Below are 17979 nucleotides of genomic sequence, written 5' to 3' on the forward strand. Positions count from 1 at the left end.
GCCGCCTCGCTGCTGGATGGAAGGTAGTCCACCGAACGTCGGGACGCAACCGTACCGTCGTTGCGCTACATTGTCCCACGTGACGACCGAGAAGAGGCGTGCCCCGGCCGGCGCGGCGGTGCTGCGCGGCGAGATCACCAGCGCCATCCGCACCGCCGTGATGCAGGAGTTGGCCCAGGTCGGCTATGGTCGCCTCTCGATCGAGGCGGTGGCCCGCCGGGCCGGCGTGAGCAAGACCGCGATCTACCGACGTTGGCGTTCCAAGCTCGACCTGGTGCTGGACATGGTCTCCGCGGTGGCCGGGCGGAACATCCCGCTGCTGGACACCGGGAGCCTCCTGGGCGACCTGGAGATCCTGCTGCACGTGATGGCGCGTGCGTTGCGTCACCGGCTGGCCGCGCAGATCATCCCGGACCTGCTGGCCGAGGCGGCGCGCAACCCCCAGATCGCCGAGAAGTTGCAGGCCGCGCTGGACGACTACCAGCAGGCCGTCGGCCGGATCCTGATCGGTCGGGCGGTGGAGCGCGGCGAGCTGTCCCCGGACACCGACCGGCGGGCCGCGGTCGACCTGATCGTCGGGCCGGTCTACTGGCGGATGGCCATCTCCCGGGCCCCGCTGGAGGCGGCCGAGGTGCCCCGGATGGCCGCCGCGATCGTCGCGGCGCTGCGGGTAGCATGCTTGGGGCCTGCCCGCGACGAGGTGGAAGTATGAGTCACCCGTCGATCATGAACAGCGCGGAACATCCGATCGGACACTGAGCGCGAACGCAGCGTTTTCCGTCCAGACCGTTACCATCCCCCCGAACGTCCCCCACAGTCACGCGTCGACAGGAGGAAGCCCCCATGGCCGGGCCGCATCCAGAGTTCATTCCCCCAGCACGACCGATCATCGGCGAGGCCGAGATCGAGGCGGCTGTCCGGGTGCTGCGGAGCGGCCGGGTGGTGCAGGGCCCCGAGGTCGCCGCGTTCGAGGAGGAGTTCGGCGACCTGGTCGCCGGCCGGCACTGCGTCGCCGTCAACTCCGGCACGTCCGCGCTCCAGCTCACCCTGATGGCGCTCGGCTTCGGCCCGGGCGACGAGATCATCGTGCCCTCGTTCTCGTTCGCCGCCAGCGGCAACGCGGTCCGGCTGGTCGGCGCCGAGCCGGTCTTCGTGGACATCGAGCCGGGCAGCTTCTGCGTCGACCCGGAGGCGGTCGCCGCCGCGATCACCCCGAAGACGGTCGCCATCATGCCGGTGCACCTCTACGGCCACCCCGCCGCGATGGACCGGATCATGGCGATCGCGCAGCAGCACGGTCTGGCCGTCGTCGAGGACGCCGCCCAGGCGCACGGCGCCGAGCTGAACGGCACCCCGGTCGGCGCGTTCGGCACCGCCGGCTGCTTCAGCTTCTACCCGACCAAGAACATGCACTCCCTCGAGGGCGGCATGATCACCACCGCCGACGCCGGGCTCGCCCGCACGCTGCGGCTGCTGCGCAACCAGGGCATGGAGCAGCGGTACGCCAACGAGATCGTCGGCGCCAACATGCGGATGACCGACGTGGCCGCCGCCATCGGCCGGGTGCAGCTCGGCCAGCTCGCCGGGTGGACCGAGCAGCGTCGCGCGAACGCCAAGTTCCTCGACTCCGCGATCACCGGCATGGTCACCCCGCCGGTCGCCGACGGCGCGAAGCACGTCTACCACCAGTACACGGTGCGGGTGACCGGCGACCGCGACGCCGCCCAGGCCCGCCTCACGGAGCTGGGCATCGGCAACGCGGTCTACTACCCGACCCCGATCCACCGGCTCAAGCCCTACCTGAACGCCGACGGCCAGCCCGGCCCGTGGGAGCTGCCGGAGACCGAGCGGGCCGCCGCCGAAGTGGTCTCGCTGCCGGTGCACCCGTCGCTGAGCCAGGCCGAGCTGGAGCGGATCGCCGACGCGGCGAACGTCGCGGGCGGTGCCCGATGAGCGGGGGACGCAAGCTGCGCGCCGGGCTGATCGGCCTCGGCGCCATGGGCCGCAACCACGCCCGGGTGTTGTCCAACCTGGACGGCGTCGAGCTGGTCGGCATCGTCGACCCGGCCGGTGACACCACCGGCACGCTGCGCGCGCCGGTGGTGGCCGAGCTGAGCGACCTGCTGGCGCTGGGCGTCGACTACGCGGTGGTCGCCTGCCCGACCGCGCTGCACGAGTCGATCGGCCTGGAGCTGGCCGCCAACGGCGTCTGCGCGCTGATCGAGAAGCCGCTCGCGCAGTCCGTCGAGGCGGCCACCAAGCTGGTCGACGCGTTCGAGGCGGCCGGCCTGGTCGCCGGCGTCGGCCACATCGAGCGCTACAACCCGGCGTTGCAGAGCCTGCGTACCCGGCTGGAGGCCGGTGAGCTGGGCGAGGTCTTCCAGGTGGTCACCCGCCGGCAGGGCCCGTTCCCGCACCGCATCGCCGACGTCGGCGTGGTGATGGACCTGGCCACCCACGACATCGACCTGACCGCCTGGGTGACCGGCCAGGAATACGCCTCGGTCGCCGCCCGCACGGTCTCCCGCAGCGGCCGGCTGCACGAGGATATGGTCGCCGTGGTCGGCACGCTCGCCGACGGCACCATGGTCAACCACCTGGTCAACTGGCTGAGCCCGCTCAAGGAGCGGTCCACCGTGGTCACCGGCGACAAGGGCTGCTTCGTCGCCGACACGCTCACCGCGGACCTCACCTTCTACGCCAACGCCGCCATCGACACCGAGTGGGAGGCGCTGCGCGCGTTCCGCGGCGTGGCCGAGGGCGACATGGTCCGCTACGCCATCCCGAAGCGGGAACCGCTGCTGGTCGAGCACGAGCGCTTCCGCGACGCGGTCGAGGGCAAGCAGAGCGACATCGTCACGCTGCGGCAGGGTCTGCGTACCGTGCAGGTGGCGGCGGCGCTGCTGGAGTCCGCGTCCGACGGCAAGGTCGTGTCGGTCGTGTCGAGCGGCAGCGACGCGGAGCCGGCGCTGCGATGAGCCCCGCGCCGGTGCGGCGGACGGTCTCGGCGGTACGGCGGCGGATCCCCCGGCGGTGGCGCATCGCGCTCCGCCGGGCCGCCGCCGGCACGCGGCCCTTCCAGACCCCGTCGGTACGCGAGCTGTGTGAGCTGCCCGCCGGCACGCCGCTCCTGGTGCACGCCGGCGGGATCACGGCGGACCGGGCGCTGGACGGGGTGGTCCGTACGCTCGACCGGTTGCCCGAGTTCCACCTCGCGTTGGTCTGCGACGAGGCGGAGCGGACGGCGGCCCAGGCCCTGGTCGACCGCGCCGGCAAGGCCCGTCGCCGGATCCACCAGGTGCCACGCCCACCCGCGGTGACCGCCGCGTTCCTCGCCTCGGCGGACGTGGCGGTGTTCGGCTTCGACCCGGACGCCGGCCTGGCGCTGCTCGACACCTACCTCGCCGCCGGGCTGCGGGTCGTCGCGGCGGACAGCCGGGTGGTCCGCGAGCACCTGGCTGCCCGACACGGGACCGGCGAACTCTTCGCGCCCGGCTCGCTGCCCTCCTTCGTGAAGGCGGTGCAGCGGGCCGGGCAGAGCGGCGACGGGCCACCCACACCGGACGGGCCCGCCGTCGCGCCGATCGAGGCCGGCACCCCGGGCCCCTGGCGGGCGCTCGGCGCCGGCCCGGTCCGGTTGGGGCTGGGCACCGCCAACTACGCCGGGCAGCTCTCCGCCCTGGCGGTGGCGCTCACCACCGCCCGGACGGACGTCGGCGTCGAGCTGGTGATGGCCAAGCCGCCGGAGACCTACCGCTACCCGGCCGACCGTTACCTCAACTACCCGGGCGAACACCGGCTCGACGTGCAGACGGAACAGGCCCGCCGGGTGCTCGGCTGGTACACCCACCTGATCGTGGACGCGTTCCGTCCGGTGCTCGGCCGGGCCAACGGCGACGACATCGCCGCCGACCTGCCCGCGCTGCGCCGGGCCCGGCTCAAGGTCGCGTTGCTGGCGCACGGCAGCGAGATCCGTCACCCCGGCGCGCACCTGGAACGGCACGCCGAGTCGGCGTTCCGGGACGCCGACCCCGAACTGCGCGAGCGGCTCACCACGGTCGCCGAGCGGAACCGGCGCACCGCCGAGGAGAGCGGCCTGCCGTTCTTCGTGACCACCCCCGACCTGCTGGACGACGTGCCGTTCGCCACCTGGGCGCCGCTGATCGTCGACGTGGACGGTTGGGCCTGCGACCGCCCGGTGCTGGAGCGCGCCCGGCCGGTGGTGCTGCACGCGCCGTCGAACCGGTGGACCAAGGGCACCGACCGGCTCCTACCCCGGTTGCGGGAGCTGCACGACCGGCGTGTGGTCGAACTCCGCCTGGTGGAGGGGCTGCCGTACCACGAGATGCGCCGCCAGGTGCAGGACTGCGACATCGTGGTCGACCAGCTCGTGATGGGCAGCTACGGCACCCTCTCCTGCGAGGGGATGGCCGCCGGCAAAGTCGTCGTGGCGTACGTCAGCGAGGGCCCGCACCGGGTGGCGGGCGTCCGCCCGCCGATCGCCAACGCCACACCCGACACCCTGGTCGAGGCCATCGAGTCGCTGCTCGACGACCGGCCCGCCGCGATCGCTCTCGCCGCCGAGGGCACGCGTTACGTCCGAGACCACCACGACGGGCGACGGACCGCCGAGGTCTTCGACGCCTTCCTCCGTTAACCCGGCCCCCACCCGTGCCCGCCCCCGTCAACGAGGAGAAGCACCCGATGCAAGCTGGCTCGAACACCGATGCCCGACCGACCCGGGGACGGGTGGTGATGCTGGTCGACAACGGGGTCCACGGCGACTCCCGGGTGCAGAAGGCCGCCCGGTCGGCCGCCGAGGCCGGGTGGGAGGTGATCCTGGTGGGCATCCTCAAGGGCGCCGCCACCGAGGAGACCTGGCGCATCGGCGACGCGCAGGTACGCCTCATCCGGGTGTCCCGGCGGCTGACGCACCCGGTCGCCTACCGTCGGGCGCTGCTGCGCCGGCCGCTGGCGTACAAGCCGGGGCCCGAGGCGAAGCGGCGTCTGAACACACTCAAGGCCCGCCGGGACGACCTCAACTTCCGGCTCTCCGAGATCAAGGTCAACCGGGCGGGCGGCGGGCCGCGCTGGGCCGAGCTGGCCGGCAAGGCCCGGCTGGCGGCACCGTACGTCGTCAACAAGGCCATGTTCCGGTGGGCCCGGCTGCGCTCGGCGGAACTGCGGCGGCTCCAGGAACGGCAGCAGGACCCGAACTCCCGGTTCGACCGGGCGGCGCTGCGATTCTGGCAGGGCGTGCACGGCGACCGTGCCTGGCGCCGGCTCGACCCGGAGCTGTGGGACTTCGAACTGGCCTTCGCCCCGGTGGTGGACGAGCTGCGACCGGACCTCATCCACGCGCACGACTTCCGCATGCTGGGGGTCGGTGCCCGGGCTGTCATGCGGGCCCGCGCCAGCGGTCGGGACGTCAAGCTGGTGTGGGACGCACACGAGTTCGTTCCCGGCATCATCGGCCGGCCCACCAACCTGCGCTGGCTGCCCGCCCAGATCGCCTACGTGCGGGAACACGCCCGCTACGCCGACGCGGTCATGACCGTCTCGTCGACCCTGGCGGACCTGCTCCGCGAGAGCCACGACCTCCCTGAGCAGCCGGCCGTGGTGTTGAACGCCCCGCCCCGCGCGCTCACCGCGGAGCAGCGGGCCACGCCGGTGCCCGACATCCGCGCGATGTGCGGCATCGACGCGGCCACGCCGCTGCTGGTCTACTGCGGCGGCATCAACCCGTCACGGGGCGTGGACATCATGATCCGAGGGCTCACCGCATTGCCCGACGCGCACGTCGCGCTGGTGTCCGTGCACCCGAACGGCAAGGCCCCGATCATGTACGAGCTGGAAGACCTCGCCGCCGAACTGGGCGTGGCCGACCGGGTGCATCTGCTGCCGTACGTGCCGCACTGGCAGGTGCCCGCGTTCGTCTCCCCGGCCGACCTCGGGGTCATCCCGATCCACCACAAGCCCAACCACGAGATCGCGCTGATCACCAAGTTCTTCGAGTACGCGCACGGCGGGCTGCCGATGGTGGTGAGTGACGTGCGGACGATGGCGGAGGCGACCCGGGACACCGGGCACGGTGAGGTCTACCGAGCCGAGGACCTCGACGACTACCTGCGGGCGGTGCGCGCCGTGCTGGCCGACCCGGAGAAGTACCGGGCCGCGTACGACCGGCCGGGCGTGCTGGAGCAGTGGACCTGGGAGGCGCAGGCCCGGGTGATGGACGACGTCTACACCCGGCTGCTGCCGAAGGCCCCGAAGGTGGCCGGGCCGGCGGAGACCGTCCCCGAGCCGGTGCCGCAGCAGCGGGCCTCCGTGCCGGCGCGCTGAACCCCGGCGTACACGAAGGAGAGCCCGGCCGATCCGGCCGGGCTCTCCGCGTCTGAGCCTGCTCAGTCGTCCAGCAGCAGCCGGTCGTAGTCGGCCTGGGTGACGCTCCAGTCCCAGGTCTTCAGCACGTGCTCGGAAGCGGCCCGGCCCGCCTCCGCCCACGCCTCCTCCGTCGCGGTGACGGCCAGGATCCGCTCCGCCGCCGCCGCTGGCGTGTCGACCAACCAATCGGCCGGGAAGAGGGAACGGGCCCCGTGCGGCCCACCGGCGAAGAACGGCCAGTCCCGGACCACCGGCACCGCGCCACTCGCGGCGCCCTCGACGAGGCCGCAGTGGAAGCTCTCCCGCACCGACGTGCTGAGAATCACGCCCACCTCCCGCAGCGCGCCCGGCACGTCGTCGGTCTGCCCGTAGCGTCGCACCGCGCCCAACGGCTCCAGCTCGGCCAGATCCTTGGCGAACAGCTTGCCGTAGTCCTTGGCGGGCTTGCTGGTCCGGTTGTTGAAGTTGCTGCCGATGAACGTCAGCCGATAGCGCTCGTCGTGTTCCCGCAGCTTCCGGAGGACCTCGACCGCCCAGCGCGGGTCCTTCGCCACCGAGCTGAACCCGACCAGACCGAGGCTGAACCGGGCGTCGGCGGGTTTCGCGCCCGGATAACGCTGAAGGTCCATCGCGTTGTAGACCACGTGCAGCCGGGGCGCGCCGGCGCCGGTGAGCGGCGGCAGCACGGCGGTGGACAGGTCCCGGAGGTGCTCGGAGACGAAGACCACGTCGTCGACCCGGGAGAAGTCCACCAGATGCGGCCAGAAGTTGAACGCCTCGAAGCTGTGCAGCCGGACGATGATCCGGGCAGTGCCGGGATCGTGCAGGGTGAACAGCGCGGCGGTGGCCTGACACCAGTCGACGAACACCGTGTCCGCCCAGTCCAGGTGCGGTCGCAGCCACTGTTCGATCTTGTCACCGTACGACGACTCGGCGCCCAGCAGGTGCTCCATGACGGTGCTGCCGCTGAGCGCCAGCGGCCGGGTGTCCGGGTCCTCGTAGAGGTCCAGGAAACGCACCTCGACGTTCGGCATCGCCCGGTAGCGCTCCAGGATCTCCTGGAGGAAGTTGTCGTTGATCAGCGTGGTGACCAGCAGCCGCAGGGGCCGGTCGGTGGGCGCCGGCGCCGCGGGCGCGACCCGGCCCCGCGGCTCGGACAGTTTCCGGGCCGCCGGGCTCTCCCGGAACGGGGCCAGGAACACGTCCGGGCCGTCGCTCATCGGCGAGGAGAGTCGGTCGAAGTGCAGCACCCGGTTGGACGCCAGGCTCCACGCCCGGGACACCGCGGCGGCTGCCTTCTTCGGGTCCTTCGCCAGCAGACCGTCGGCAAGCGTCAACTGGGCGCGGATCGCCTCGTGCAGGCCGACCGGCACCTGCCCGAGCGCCAGCTCGGCCTGTGCCGCCCTGGTCAGCACGTCGGCTCGGGTGGCGGCGCTGCTGATCCGGCTCACCGCCGCCGAGGCGGTGCGGTTGGCGACCGCCGGCCGCCCGGCCTTGACCGCGCTGTCGTGCAGCCGGACGGCGAGCTTGCTGCGGAGCCGCTCCGGGACGCGCGGTGCGGCCACCGCCCGGGACCAGAACCACGCGCCCGCCGGGTTGCTCATGACCCGCTGGCCGGTGGCCTTCTGCACGGTGGTCCGCACGGTCTCCGCCGCCGCCCGCTTGGCGCCCCGCGTGCCGATGCCGGCGACGGCCGCGAGCTGCCGCTCCAGCCGCTTGCCGACCGGCTCGGAGCGGGACGCGTCGAGCGCGCGTTGCGCCGGCACCAGCCCGTAGTGGGCCCCGGCCCGGGTGTTGCGCTGGGCCATCTCCCACACCGTGTGCACGGAGCGGGGGTCGAGGGCCACCAGCAGGTCGGCCGCGCGGTAGCGCTGCCGCAGCCACGCGTTGCGCTGCGCGTGCAGCCAGATCTTCCGGTTGGCCTGCGCCCGCCCGAGTGCCCGCCGAAGCCGGGCATCCCGCTTCTCGGCGGGCACCACGAACGAGCGCACCTCCGCCAGCGCCGGGTCGATCGGCAGTTCCTCGGCGTCGAAGAAGCAGGCCACAGTGACGCGGGCGCCCCGACTACGGAAGCGTTCCAACGACTCGATCAGCACGGCCGGCTGCTTCGGCGCGGCGGCAGCCACGATGAGCACGGAGGTCACGGTCGGACATCTCCCGTCGAGGAGGTTGCGGCCGGGACGGCCGCGTCGGCGCCGATCGGCCGGGCAAGTTCGGTCAGGTGGCGGACCGCCGGGGCGATCACGGCCGGTCGGGCGAACCGGCGGGCCAGCTCCCGGGCAGCGGCCCGGTCGGCGTCGGTCGCCTTCACGGCCAGCCGACCGGCCTCGGTGAAGGAGTGGGCGAGCCGGTGCGGTTCGAGCCCGACCGCGCCGGTCCACAGCGGATGGCCGGCCAGCACGTTGCTGGCGTCGTGCTCGATGTCGTGGGCGGAGAGCACGGGCAGCCCGCTGGCCATGAACTCATACACCTTGCCGGAGGTGACGAAGCGTCCGCCGACGAGCATCAGCACCAGCGCGTCCCAGGAGCCGTACGTCGCCGCCAGCTCGGCCTTCGGCACCGGCCCGCCGAAGCTCACCCCGTCGACGGCGGCCTCCTTCAGCAGGTCCATGTGCCGGTTGGCCTCACGCGCGGCGCCGGCGCCGATGTGCCCGCGCACCTCAAACCGCGACCGGGCCAGGAGCGGGTCGTCGCGCCGGGCGATCCGCCAGGCGTCCAGCACCGACTCCAGGAACGCCGGGGAGAAGTTGACCGAGCCCAGGTAGCCGAAGGTCAGCCCGGCGGCCGGGTCCGGCGAGCGGCCGGAGATGTCCGGGAGGCTGTCCTCGTCGTAGCCGTTGCGTACCACGTGCACCCGCTCGGCCAGGTGCGGGTACCGCTCGCGGTAGAAGCCGGCGATCGGGTCGTTGACGCACCACACCGCCTGCGCGTGCTCCAGCACCGTGGACTCCCACCGGCCGGACACCGAGTCGCGGGTGAACGCCTCACCGCCGCCGATCACGTCGAGCGACCAGCCGTCGCGGAAGTCGACCGCGTACGGGATCTTGTGCTCCTCCCACAGCTTCCAGGTGGCCGCCAGGTTCACGTACGGGGCGCAGGAGGCGAGCAGCAGGTCGGCCGGGTGCTCGCGGTGCAGCCGCAGCACCGCCTTCTCCAGCTCGTACCGCCAGCCGCCGAACACCGGCTCTGGGAACGCCTTCTGCTCGCGCTTGCGCAGCCGCTTGATCCAGCCCGCCGGGTCGAGTGAGCGCTCCTCCGAGAACGCCCGGATGTCGGTCTCCAGGTCCTCCCGGATCAGCGGCAGCTCGACCACCCGCACCCGGGGGTCGACCTTCTCGGAGAGTGTGTGGTCCAAGCCGTACTCCCGCTCCCACGCCTGCTGGCAGATCGTGATGACGGTGATGTCCCAGCCCTGGGCGACGAACTGGTTCGCCGTCTCACGCAGCCGGTACGCGCTGCTCTTCGCTGCGGGCGGGAAGCCGATCGCGAGGTAGATCGCGTGGGGCCGCCGCCCGTTGCCGGAGCGGGGGAGTGGGACGGTGCGGTTGGTCATCGCGGATCGCCGATCATGAGAAGGGGGCGCGTCGTCATGCCAGGTGCCGTCGCAGCGTCTCGGCGACCCGCCGGGCCGCCCGGCCGTCGCCGTACGGGGTGCCGCGCGGCGTTTCGGGTGCGGGGCGCGTCGCGGTGGCGGCCCACCGCGCGTCCCGCTCGCGCGGGTCGGGAACGAGCACGTTCCAGCCGCCGGCCAGCGTTTCGACCCACTCCGTCTCGGTGCGCAGCGTGGTGCAGGGGCGCTCCAGCAGATAGGCCTCCTTCTGCAGGCCCCCCGAGTCGGTGACCACGCCGACGGAGCCGACCACCGCCGCCACCATCGCGGCGTACGGCAGCGGTCGACCGGCGTGCAGCGCGCCGCGGGACAGCTTCAGACCGTGCGCCTCGGCGCGGGCGACCAGGCGGGGGTGGGCCAGCAACGCCACCGGCACAGGCAGGTCGGCGAGCGCGTCGAGCAGCGAGGCGAGCCGCTGCGGGTCGTCGGTGTTCTCCGCGCGGTGCAACGTGGCCAGCAGGTAGGGCGCGTCCGGGTCGATGCCCTCGGGCAGCACCGGCCGGGGCTGGTCGCCGCGTGCGATGTCGTTCCGGACGCGCAGGCAGACGTCGACCATGACGTCGCCGACCAGTTCGGTCCGGGCGGCCAGCCCCTCCGTCGCGAGGTGCCGGACGGCCTCCTCGGTGGGGGCGAGCAGCAGGTCGGCGGCGTGGTCGGTGAGCACCCGGTTGTGCTCCTCCGGCATCCTTCGGTTGAACGATCGCAGCCCGGCCTCCAGGTGGGCCACCCGCAGGTGCTGCTTGACCGCCGACAGGGTGCCGGCCAGGGTCGAGTTGGTGTCGCCGTAGACCAGCACCCAGTCCGGCGCCTCGGCGGCGAGCACCGGGTCCAGCGCGGCGAGGGTGTTGCCGGTCTGCACGCCGTGGCTGCCTGAGCCGATGCCCAGGTGCACGTCCGGATCGGGGATGCCGAGACCGGAGAAGAAGACGTCGGACAGGTCGGCGTCGTAGTGCTGGCCGGTGTGCACGATCACATGCGCACACCCGTCCTCGGCGAAGGCGGCCGCGATGGGCGCCAGCTTCACCAACTGCGGTCGGGCGCCGACGATGCTGACGACCTTCACACGTGACTCCTCTTCATCTTCGGCTGATTGACCGGTAGGGGGCCGGCGCTGCACGCGGCGTGGACTCCGCAGCCGGCCGGATGGCCGGCTGCGGCCCTGCGGCCCTAGAAATAGTAGTGCCCCGTCCGGTGCCGGACGACGGACGCGAACGCGGGTGGCTCGCGGTAGTGGGCCCGCGTCGCCGGGCGGAAACGGATGTATCGGCCGGAACGGTCGATGTGGTGACCGACAGCGTGGTGTGGGACACGGGGCACCACACTAACCGACCGTGCCGCCCGTCCGGGCGTCGGCGGCACCGGTTCGCGCCGTGGTCGTCGGCCCTTCGCAGTCCGTTCACGTCGGTGGCACCGACCCGGACCGCGAGTCGCGAGCCCGACCCGGAGGATCTACCCGGCCTGCGTAAACTACGGCGCCATGACCGTGCCCGGGCCCGACATCCGTACTCATACCTCCGAGCAGGGAGGATCGGCGGCCACCGCCGACGCGCCGCCGGAGCGCCCATCGGCAACGGCCGGTGAGACGGCGGAGTCGGTCGAGGCGGTCGACGGCGCCACCGGGCCGGGGTTCGGCCGGTGGCGGCCGGACCTGTTGGCTGCGGCGATCTACCTGGCCGGCGCCTTCTGGGTGACCGGACGCGGCTGGTTGAACCACGACGGTCGGCTGCTCGGCAGCCGACCGAACGACCAGGGCTTCAACGAGTGGATGCTCGCGTACGCGGCGCACGCCGTGAGTCACCTGGAGAACCCGTTCTTCACCACCCTGCAGAACGCGCCGAGTGGCGTGAACCTGATGACGAACGTCGGCATGCAGCTACCCGGCCTGGTGCTGTCCCCGGTCACGCTGCTGTTCGGCGCGTCCTTCTCGTACCTGTTGTTCATCACGCTCAACCTGGCCGGCACCGGCTACGCCTGGTACCACGTCCTCTCCCGGCACCTCGTCGTATCCCGGGCGGCGGCGTTCGCCGGTGGCCTGTTCTGCGCGTTCGCGCCGGCGCTGGTGTCGCACAGCAACGGGCACCCGCACATCACCGCCCAGTGGCTGGTGCCGTTCATCGTCTGGCGCGTGGTCAAGCTGGCCCGGGACGGTCGTCCGCTGCGCGACGGGCTGGTGTTGGGCGGGCTCGTGGTGGCGCAGTTCTTCGTCAGCCTGGAGATCCTCTTCCTGGCCGCGCTCGGGTGCCTCATGATGGTGATCGCCTACGTGATCTTCCGCCCGCGGGAGGCGGTGCGCCGGGCCCGCCCGCTGCTCGGCGGGCTCGCCGTAGCCGGGGTGCTTGTCGGCGCCGCCGCCGCGTACCCGCTGTGGATGCAGTTCGCCGGGCCGCAGCACCGGGTCGGCCACCCCGGTAACCCGGACGTCTACGCGCTGACCGTCGGCTCGTTCGTGCGCTACGCCACCGAGTCGGTGGCCGGCAGCCCCACCAGCGCCCTGCGCTGGGGCCCGAACACCACCGAGCAGGCGAGCTTCTACGGCTGGTCCGTGGTGGTGCTCGCGCTGGGCGCCGCCTGGTGGCTGCGCCGCGAGATCCTGGTCCGCGTGCTCACGGTGGTGGCCGTGATCTCGGCGGTCTTCTCGATCGGCACGACCTGGACGGTGGGTACCCGGCGCACCGACGTGCCCGCGCCGTTCGCCCTGGTCTCCGAGCTGCCGGTGTTCGACTCGGTGGTCGTCTCCCGGTTCGCGCTGATCACGACGGTGACCCTCGGTGTGCTGTTCGCCGTGGCCGGTGACCGGTTGGCCCGGGTGCGGGTGGGTAGGGCCGGCCAGGAGTCGCTGGTGGCTCGCCTGGCCGCCGTCGCGCTGCTCGCAGCGCTGCTGCCGATCCTGCCGACGCCGCTGGAGGCGCGGGGCCGGGCGCCGGTGCCGGAGTTCGTCACCGGCGGGGCGTGGCGCGACCACGTGGCGCCCGGCCGCACCCTGGTGCCGGTGCCGGTCAGCGGCATGACGTCGCTGTACTGGAGTTCGGCCGCACTGGCCGGCTTCGCGGTGCCCGAGGGCTACTTCCTCGGGCCGGTCTCCGCCACCGACGCGACCGGACGCTGGGGCGTCGACCCGCAGCCCACCGCCAAGCTGCTCACCGCCGTGTCCCGGGGTGAACGGGACACCACGGTCGGACCGGCCGACGTCGCCCAGGCCCGCGCCGACGTGCGGTACTGGAAGGCCGACGCGGTGGTGCTGCCGGACCGGGGGGCCCGCCGCCACGACGACCTGAAGGTCGTGCTCGACGTGTTGTACGGCCCCGGCCGGCGGGTCGACGACGTGTGGCTCTGGGACGTCCGGCCGGTCACCCGCTGACCGCCCGGCGGCGGGCCGGTCAGGGCGACTTCGTCCAGATCAGCAGCAGGTAGCCGCCGAAGTAGCTGGAGAACACGACGAGCGTCACCAGGATCGTGACGGCCCGGGCCCGACCGGCCCGGGCCAGGCCCACGGCCGCCGGCAGCAGCAGTGGGAACGCCGGCAGCAGGAACCGCGCCTTGGAGTGGTAGTAGCCGGCCGCGCCGAGCGTGGTCACCAGCAGCAGGCCGCTGTAGAGCAGCAGTGGCCAGGGCTGCCGGTCGAGCACGCTCAGCGCGAAGAACATCAGCGACACCAACGCCACCACGGTGACCACCAGCAGCGGCAGCGCGGCCACCTGCACCAGCGTCTGCTGCCCCCGTTCGACGGTGTAGACGCCGAAGTCGAAACTGGTCCCCCAGCCGGCCGACTGGATGTGGAACCAGCCGTCCGGCCGTCCGGTCCGCGCCCCCACCCAGGCCAGGTACGCCAGCCAGCCGGCGGGCGCGAGCAGCAGCGCCGCGTACGGCCGCCAGCCGTCCCGCCGCCGGACCACCGCCAGCAGCGCGGCCAGCCCGACCACCGGGATCAGGGACGAGGCGGTGGGCCGGGTCAGGCCGGCGAACAGGCAGACCACCCCGGCGGTGACCCAGTGCCGGCGCAGCAGCGCGTACAGCGTCCACGCGGCGAGCGCGGTGAACAGGCTCTCGCTGTAGCCCATCGACTCCACCACCGCGTGCGGCATCGCCGCCCAGAGCGCGGCGAGCAGGACGCCGGTGCGCCGGTCGTGCAGGTACGCGCCGATCGCGAAAAGCGCCCACGCGGCGGCCAGCCCGGCCAGCCACGCCACCAGCAGCGCCGACTCACGTGGGCTGAGCGGGGAGATCCGGTCCAGGGCCGCGGACAGGCCCGGGTAGAGCGGGAAGAAGGCCATGTTGCTCTGCGCCTTCTCGTACCCGTCGTACCCGTGTCGCGCGATGGCGAGGTACCAGTCGCCGTCGGCCCGGGTGAGCTCCTTGACCGGGTTGCGCCCCACGTTGCCGGCCCAGATCCAGACGGTCAGCAGCCCGATCAGGCGGATCACGGCGTAGACCGCCAACGCGGGCAGCGCGGCGCGGGCGGCGTGGCGCAGCCGCCCGGCGGGCGTGGGCCGGGCCGGGTCGGGCGCTGCCGACGCCGCGCGGCTCGGTTCCTCGGTCGTCACCACGTCCATTGTCTGATCCATCCGCGCTGGCCTGGAGTGATCCGGCGGCACGCGGGCCGCGGGCGGGCGACCTACCGTCGGCCCGGCGACGACCCGGGGCGAGCGCCGGTCGTTGAACAGCATGGAGGGTAGCAATCGGCGCGACAGGTCACGGACCGCCGACGGCGGCGGGCGTGGCGGCCGGAACCGTTGTCGTAGACTCGCTCGGGTCCGCGGGCGCGGTGCTGGCGACGACGAAACGGGCAGGGATGGGATCTGACGGCACGACCGCAGCGGCGGGCACCCGGGGACGGGTGGTCATGCTGGTGGACAACGGAGTCATCGGGGACTCCCGGGTGCAGAAGGCGGCGCGGTCCGCCGCCGACGCCGGCTGGGACGTCGTCCTGCTCGGGCGCGCGCCGGTGGGCCAGCCGCAGAGCTGGCGGCTCGGCGCCGCCGAGGTGCGCCTGATCCCCATGGCCGAGCCGCTGTCCCGTCGCCGGCACGAGTTCCGCCGTGCCTGGCTGCGGCATCCGCTGGCGTACCCGCCGAGCGGCCTCGCCGCGCACCGCACCCAGACGGTCCGGGCGTGGCGCGCGGACCTGGCCGTCCGCCGGGCGGCGCTGACCACCGCGGCCCGCGACTCCGGCGCCGGCCGCCCCGGCGGGCTGCCCTGGGCCACGCTGCGCGCCGAGGAGAAGCTGGCCGGCCTGACCCGCCGGTGGGTCGGGTTCCGCAACCGTCAGCTCACCCGCGCCCGCAAGGGCCGCAAGCTGGACGGCCCCTGGGACCGCGCGTACACGGCGTTCTGGCGCAGGCTGCGCGGCGACGGCGCGTGGCGCCGGCTGGAGCCCGGCCTGTGGGACTACGAGCTGGCCTACGGCCCGGTCGTCGACGAGTTGGCACCGGACCTGATCCACGCCAACGACTTCCGGATGCTCGGCGTCGGCGCCCGCGCGAAGATCCGGGCCGCCGCCCGGGGCCGGCGGATCGCGCTGCTGTGGGACGCCCACGAATACCTCCCCGGTGTGCAGCCGTGGCGGGACAACGCCCGCTGGCTGCCCGGCAACGTGGCGCACGAGCGGGAGTACGTGCCGTACGCGGACGCCACCACCACCGTCTCCGGCGGCCTGGCCGACCTGCTGCGCGAGGAGCACCGGCTGGCCGAGCGCCCGGCCGTCGTGCTCAACGCCCCCGCGGTCGACGAGTTGCCGGCCGACCCGACCGGGCCGGTGCCGGACATCCGCGCGCTGTGCGGGCTCGGGCCGGACGCCCCGCTGCTGGTCTACAGCGGGGTGGCCGCCGCCAAGCGCGGGCTGGGCGTGCTGGTCGAGGCGCTGCCCCGACTGCCCGGCGCGCACGTCGCCCTGGTGGTCAACAAACCCACCTCGGCGTACGTCCGGGGTCTGGTCACCCGGGCCGGCGAGCTGGACGTGGCGGACCGGCTGCACGTGCTGCCGTACGTGCCGCACCACCAGGTGGTCCGCTTCCTGGCCGGCGCGCAGGTCGGCGTCATCCCGATCCAGCACTGGCCGAACCACGAGATCGCGCTGATCACCAAGTTCTTCGAGTATTCACACGCCCGCCTGCCGCTCGTCGTCTCCGACGTGCGGACCATGGCCGAGACTGTCCGGGAGACCGGCCAGGGCGAGGTGTTCCGCGCCGAGGACGTGGCTGACTTCGTCCGGGCGGTCACCGCGGTGCTCGCCGATCCGGCGCGGTACCGCGCCGCGTACGACCGGCCGGGCCTGCTGGCCGACTGGACCTGGGAGGCGCAGGCGCGGGTGCTCGACGACGTCTACGCCCGGCTGCTGCCCGACGCCCCGCCCCGCCCGGCCACGTCGGCGTCCGCGCCGGCTCCGGGCGCGGTGCCGGCTTCGGTGGAGGTGGGCGCGTGAGCCAGCCGGACGTGACGGTGGTGGTGGCCGTCTACAACACCATGCCGTACCTCACCGCCTGCCTGGACTCGCTGGTCGGCCAGACCATCGGCCGGGACCGGCTGGAGGTCGTCGCGGTCGACGACGGTTCCACCGACGGCAGCGGCGCGGAGCTGGACCGTTACGCCACCCGCTACCCGGGGACGGTCCGGGTGCTGCACCAGGCCAACTCCGGTGGCCCGGCGGCGCCGAGCAACCTGGCGCTGGACCACGCCCGGGGCCGCTACGTCTTCTTCGTCGGCTCCGACGACCACCTCGGGCCGGAGGCCCTGGAGCGCCTGGTCGCCGCCGCCGACAGGTGGGACTCCGACGTGGTGCTCGGCCGGATGGTCGGCACCAACAAGCGCTACGTGCACCAGGCGGCGTACGCCTGCACCGCGGAGCGGCTCGACCTGTTCGACAGCGCGCTGCCCTGGTCGCTGTCGAACACCAAGCTGTTCCGCCGGGACCTCGTCGAGCAGCACGGGCTGCGGTTCCGCACCGACATGCCGATGGGCAGCGACCAGCCGTTCACGCTGGAGGCGTGCTTCCGGGCGAAGAAGGTCTCGGTCCTCGGCGACTACGACTACTACTTCGCCGTCAAGCGGGACAACGCCCAGAACATCACCTACGCCAGCCGCTTCGAGGAGCGGTTGCGCTGCGCCGAGGAGCTGGTCGCGTTCGTGGCCGGCCTGATCGGGCCCGGCCCGAAGCGGGACGCGGTGCTGGTGCGCCACTTCAGCTGGGAGGTGGCGAAGCTGCTCCGCGAGGAGTTCCTCAGCCTCTCCCCGGACGTGCAGCAGCACGTTCACGACCGGGTCCGGAAGCTGGCCGGGGCGTACCTCACCGAGGGCGTGCTCGCCCGGATGGAGCCGGCCCTGCGGGTGCGGCTGGCGGTGGCGCGCGACGGCGGGCTCGACGCGCTGCGCGAGCTGATCGGGCAGCAGGCCGACAAGACGCTGCCCGAGGTCACCGTCGACGACGGTCGCTGGTACGCCCACCACGTCGGGTTCCGCGACCCCGCGTTCGGCTACCCGGACGACTGGTACGACGTCACCGACCGGGCCGCCGCGCAGCTCGCGAAGCTGACCGCGACCGAGCTGGCCTGGGGGCGGGACGCGGCCGGCGGGCGGGCCCTGGTGGTCACCGCCCGGAGCCGGTGGGCGGAGCTGGCCGAGCTGAGCGCCGAGGCGCTGAAGGTCAGCGTGGGCGATCTCACGGGTGCCACGTCGGTGACGCCGGACGGGCCCGGTACCGTCGTACGGACCGACTTCGCGGTGGACCGGCTGTTGGCGGTCGTCGCGCCGAACGGGGAACGGCGGACGGTACGCGCCGAGGTGTCCGCGCTGGACGGGGCCGGCTCGGCGCCGATGCGCACCGACCGACCCGTCGCCGCGCCCAAGCTGCTGGCCCGCCACGGCGCCCGGTTGCACCTCGTCACACCCACCACGAACCACAAGGGCCACGTGATCGTCGCGATCACGCCGGTGACCCCCGGTCGGTTCCTTGCCCGCCTGCGCCGCATCTGGCCCTCTGGAGGAAAGTAGTT

At 73.3% G+C, this 17979-nt stretch carries 12 protein-coding genes; 8 read left to right on the forward strand and 4 right to left on the reverse strand.

Annotated elements, in window-relative coordinates; genetic code table 11:
- The first annotated feature begins 79 nt into the window (after positions 1 to 79).
- The 5 genes from ACZ6O5_RS16545 (at position 80) to ACZ6O5_RS16565 (ending at position 6342) form a co-directional block, all read left to right on the forward strand.
- Complete coding sequence (locus ACZ6O5_RS16545; RefSeq protein WP_431934920.1) at positions 80 to 712, forward strand: TetR/AcrR family transcriptional regulator; 633 nt, start codon at positions 80 to 82, stop codon at positions 710 to 712.
- 131 nt (positions 713 to 843) lie between these two features.
- Positions 844 to 1953 (forward strand): DegT/DnrJ/EryC1/StrS family aminotransferase, encoded by a 1110-nt coding sequence (locus ACZ6O5_RS16550; RefSeq protein WP_107156659.1) that lies wholly within the window; start codon positions 844 to 846, stop codon positions 1951 to 1953.
- Positions 1950 to 2978 carry a Gfo/Idh/MocA family protein gene (locus tag ACZ6O5_RS16555; RefSeq protein ID WP_465978018.1) on the forward strand — a complete coding sequence of 343 codons (1029 nt, stop codon included), beginning with the start codon at positions 1950 to 1952 and terminating at the stop codon, positions 2976 to 2978. Before ACZ6O5_RS16550 ends, ACZ6O5_RS16555 begins: the two co-directional genes overlap by 4 nt.
- Positions 2975 to 4657, forward strand: coding sequence for a glycosyltransferase family protein (locus ACZ6O5_RS16560; protein ID WP_465978020.1), 1683 nt, complete (start codon positions 2975 to 2977; stop codon positions 4655 to 4657). Before ACZ6O5_RS16555 ends, ACZ6O5_RS16560 begins: the two co-directional genes overlap by 4 nt.
- A gap of 47 nt (positions 4658 to 4704) precedes the next feature.
- The gene (locus tag ACZ6O5_RS16565) at positions 4705 to 6342 is read left to right on the forward strand and encodes a glycosyltransferase family 4 protein (protein ID WP_465978022.1); all 1638 of its coding nucleotides are present in this window, start codon (positions 4705 to 4707) and stop codon (positions 6340 to 6342) included.
- Positions 6343 to 6404: 62 nt separating this feature from the next.
- Here the strand turns inward: ACZ6O5_RS16565 and ACZ6O5_RS16570 are convergent, their stop codons facing one another.
- From ACZ6O5_RS16570 to wecB, 3 genes are read right to left on the reverse strand one after another with little or no spacing between them, the layout of a single operon-like run.
- Positions 6405 to 8528 (reverse strand): glycosyltransferase family protein, encoded by a 2124-nt coding sequence (locus ACZ6O5_RS16570; protein WP_465978024.1) that lies wholly within the window; start codon positions 8526 to 8528, stop codon positions 6405 to 6407.
- Positions 8525 to 9937 carry a glycosyltransferase family protein gene (locus tag ACZ6O5_RS16575; protein WP_465978026.1) on the reverse strand — a complete coding sequence of 471 codons (1413 nt, stop codon included), beginning with the start codon at positions 9935 to 9937 and terminating at the stop codon, positions 8525 to 8527. The genes ACZ6O5_RS16570 and ACZ6O5_RS16575 overlap by 4 nt, the downstream gene beginning before the upstream one ends.
- A 34-nt stretch (positions 9938 to 9971) precedes the next feature.
- Positions 9972 to 11057, reverse strand: coding sequence for a non-hydrolyzing UDP-N-acetylglucosamine 2-epimerase (gene wecB / locus ACZ6O5_RS16580; protein ID WP_465978028.1), 1086 nt, complete (start codon positions 11055 to 11057; stop codon positions 9972 to 9974).
- Positions 11058 to 11471: 414 nt separating this feature from the next.
- Here wecB and ACZ6O5_RS16585 point away from each other — a divergent pair, with 414 nt between their 5' ends.
- The gene (locus ACZ6O5_RS16585; RefSeq protein WP_465978030.1) at positions 11472 to 13352 is read left to right on the forward strand and encodes a DUF6311 domain-containing protein; all 1881 of its coding nucleotides are present in this window, start codon (positions 11472 to 11474) and stop codon (positions 13350 to 13352) included.
- 19 nt (positions 13353 to 13371) lie between these two features.
- Here ACZ6O5_RS16585 and ACZ6O5_RS16590 read toward each other — a convergent pair whose 3' ends face one another.
- Positions 13372 to 14556 (reverse strand): hypothetical protein, encoded by a 1185-nt coding sequence (locus tag ACZ6O5_RS16590; protein ID WP_465978032.1) that lies wholly within the window; start codon positions 14554 to 14556, stop codon positions 13372 to 13374.
- Between the two features lie 227 nt (positions 14557 to 14783).
- Between ACZ6O5_RS16590 and ACZ6O5_RS16595 the strand changes: the two genes are divergently transcribed.
- Both ACZ6O5_RS16595 and ACZ6O5_RS16600 read left to right on the forward strand, forming a co-directional pair.
- Positions 14784 to 16412: a glycosyltransferase family 4 protein gene (locus tag ACZ6O5_RS16595; protein ID WP_465978034.1), complete on the forward strand. Its 1629-nt coding sequence runs from the start codon at positions 14784 to 14786 to the stop codon at positions 16410 to 16412.
- Complete coding sequence (locus ACZ6O5_RS16600) at positions 16409 to 17977, forward strand: glycosyltransferase (protein WP_465978036.1); 1569 nt, start codon at positions 16409 to 16411, stop codon at positions 17975 to 17977. Before ACZ6O5_RS16595 ends, ACZ6O5_RS16600 begins: the two co-directional genes overlap by 4 nt.
- Positions 17978 to 17979: the final 2 nt, after the last annotated feature.

It is taken from the genome of Micromonospora sp. NPDC049201, from assembly GCF_055586805.1.

What these genes read in the sequence shown, in the direction of transcription:
- ACZ6O5_RS16560 (WP_465978020.1), top strand. Translation starts at nt 2,975, where the DNA reads ATGAGCCCCGCGCCGGTGCGGCGGACGGTCTCGGCGGTACGGCGGCGG.
- ACZ6O5_RS16590 (WP_465978032.1), bottom strand. Translation starts at nt 14,556, where the DNA reads ATGGATCAGACAATGGACGTGGTGACGACCGAGGAACCGAGCCGCGCG.
- ACZ6O5_RS16575 (WP_465978026.1), bottom strand. Translation starts at nt 9,937, where the DNA reads ATGACCAACCGCACCGTCCCACTCCCCCGCTCCGGCAACGGGCGGCGG.
- ACZ6O5_RS16555 (WP_465978018.1), top strand. Translation starts at nt 1,950, where the DNA reads ATGAGCGGGGGACGCAAGCTGCGCGCCGGGCTGATCGGCCTCGGCGCC.
- ACZ6O5_RS16550 (WP_107156659.1), top strand. Translation starts at nt 844, where the DNA reads ATGGCCGGGCCGCATCCAGAGTTCATTCCCCCAGCACGACCGATCATC.
- ACZ6O5_RS16595 (WP_465978034.1), top strand. Translation starts at nt 14,784, where the DNA reads ATGGGATCTGACGGCACGACCGCAGCGGCGGGCACCCGGGGACGGGTG.
- ACZ6O5_RS16585 (WP_465978030.1), top strand. Translation starts at nt 11,472, where the DNA reads ATGACCGTGCCCGGGCCCGACATCCGTACTCATACCTCCGAGCAGGGA.
- ACZ6O5_RS16565 (WP_465978022.1), top strand. Translation starts at nt 4,705, where the DNA reads ATGCAAGCTGGCTCGAACACCGATGCCCGACCGACCCGGGGACGGGTG.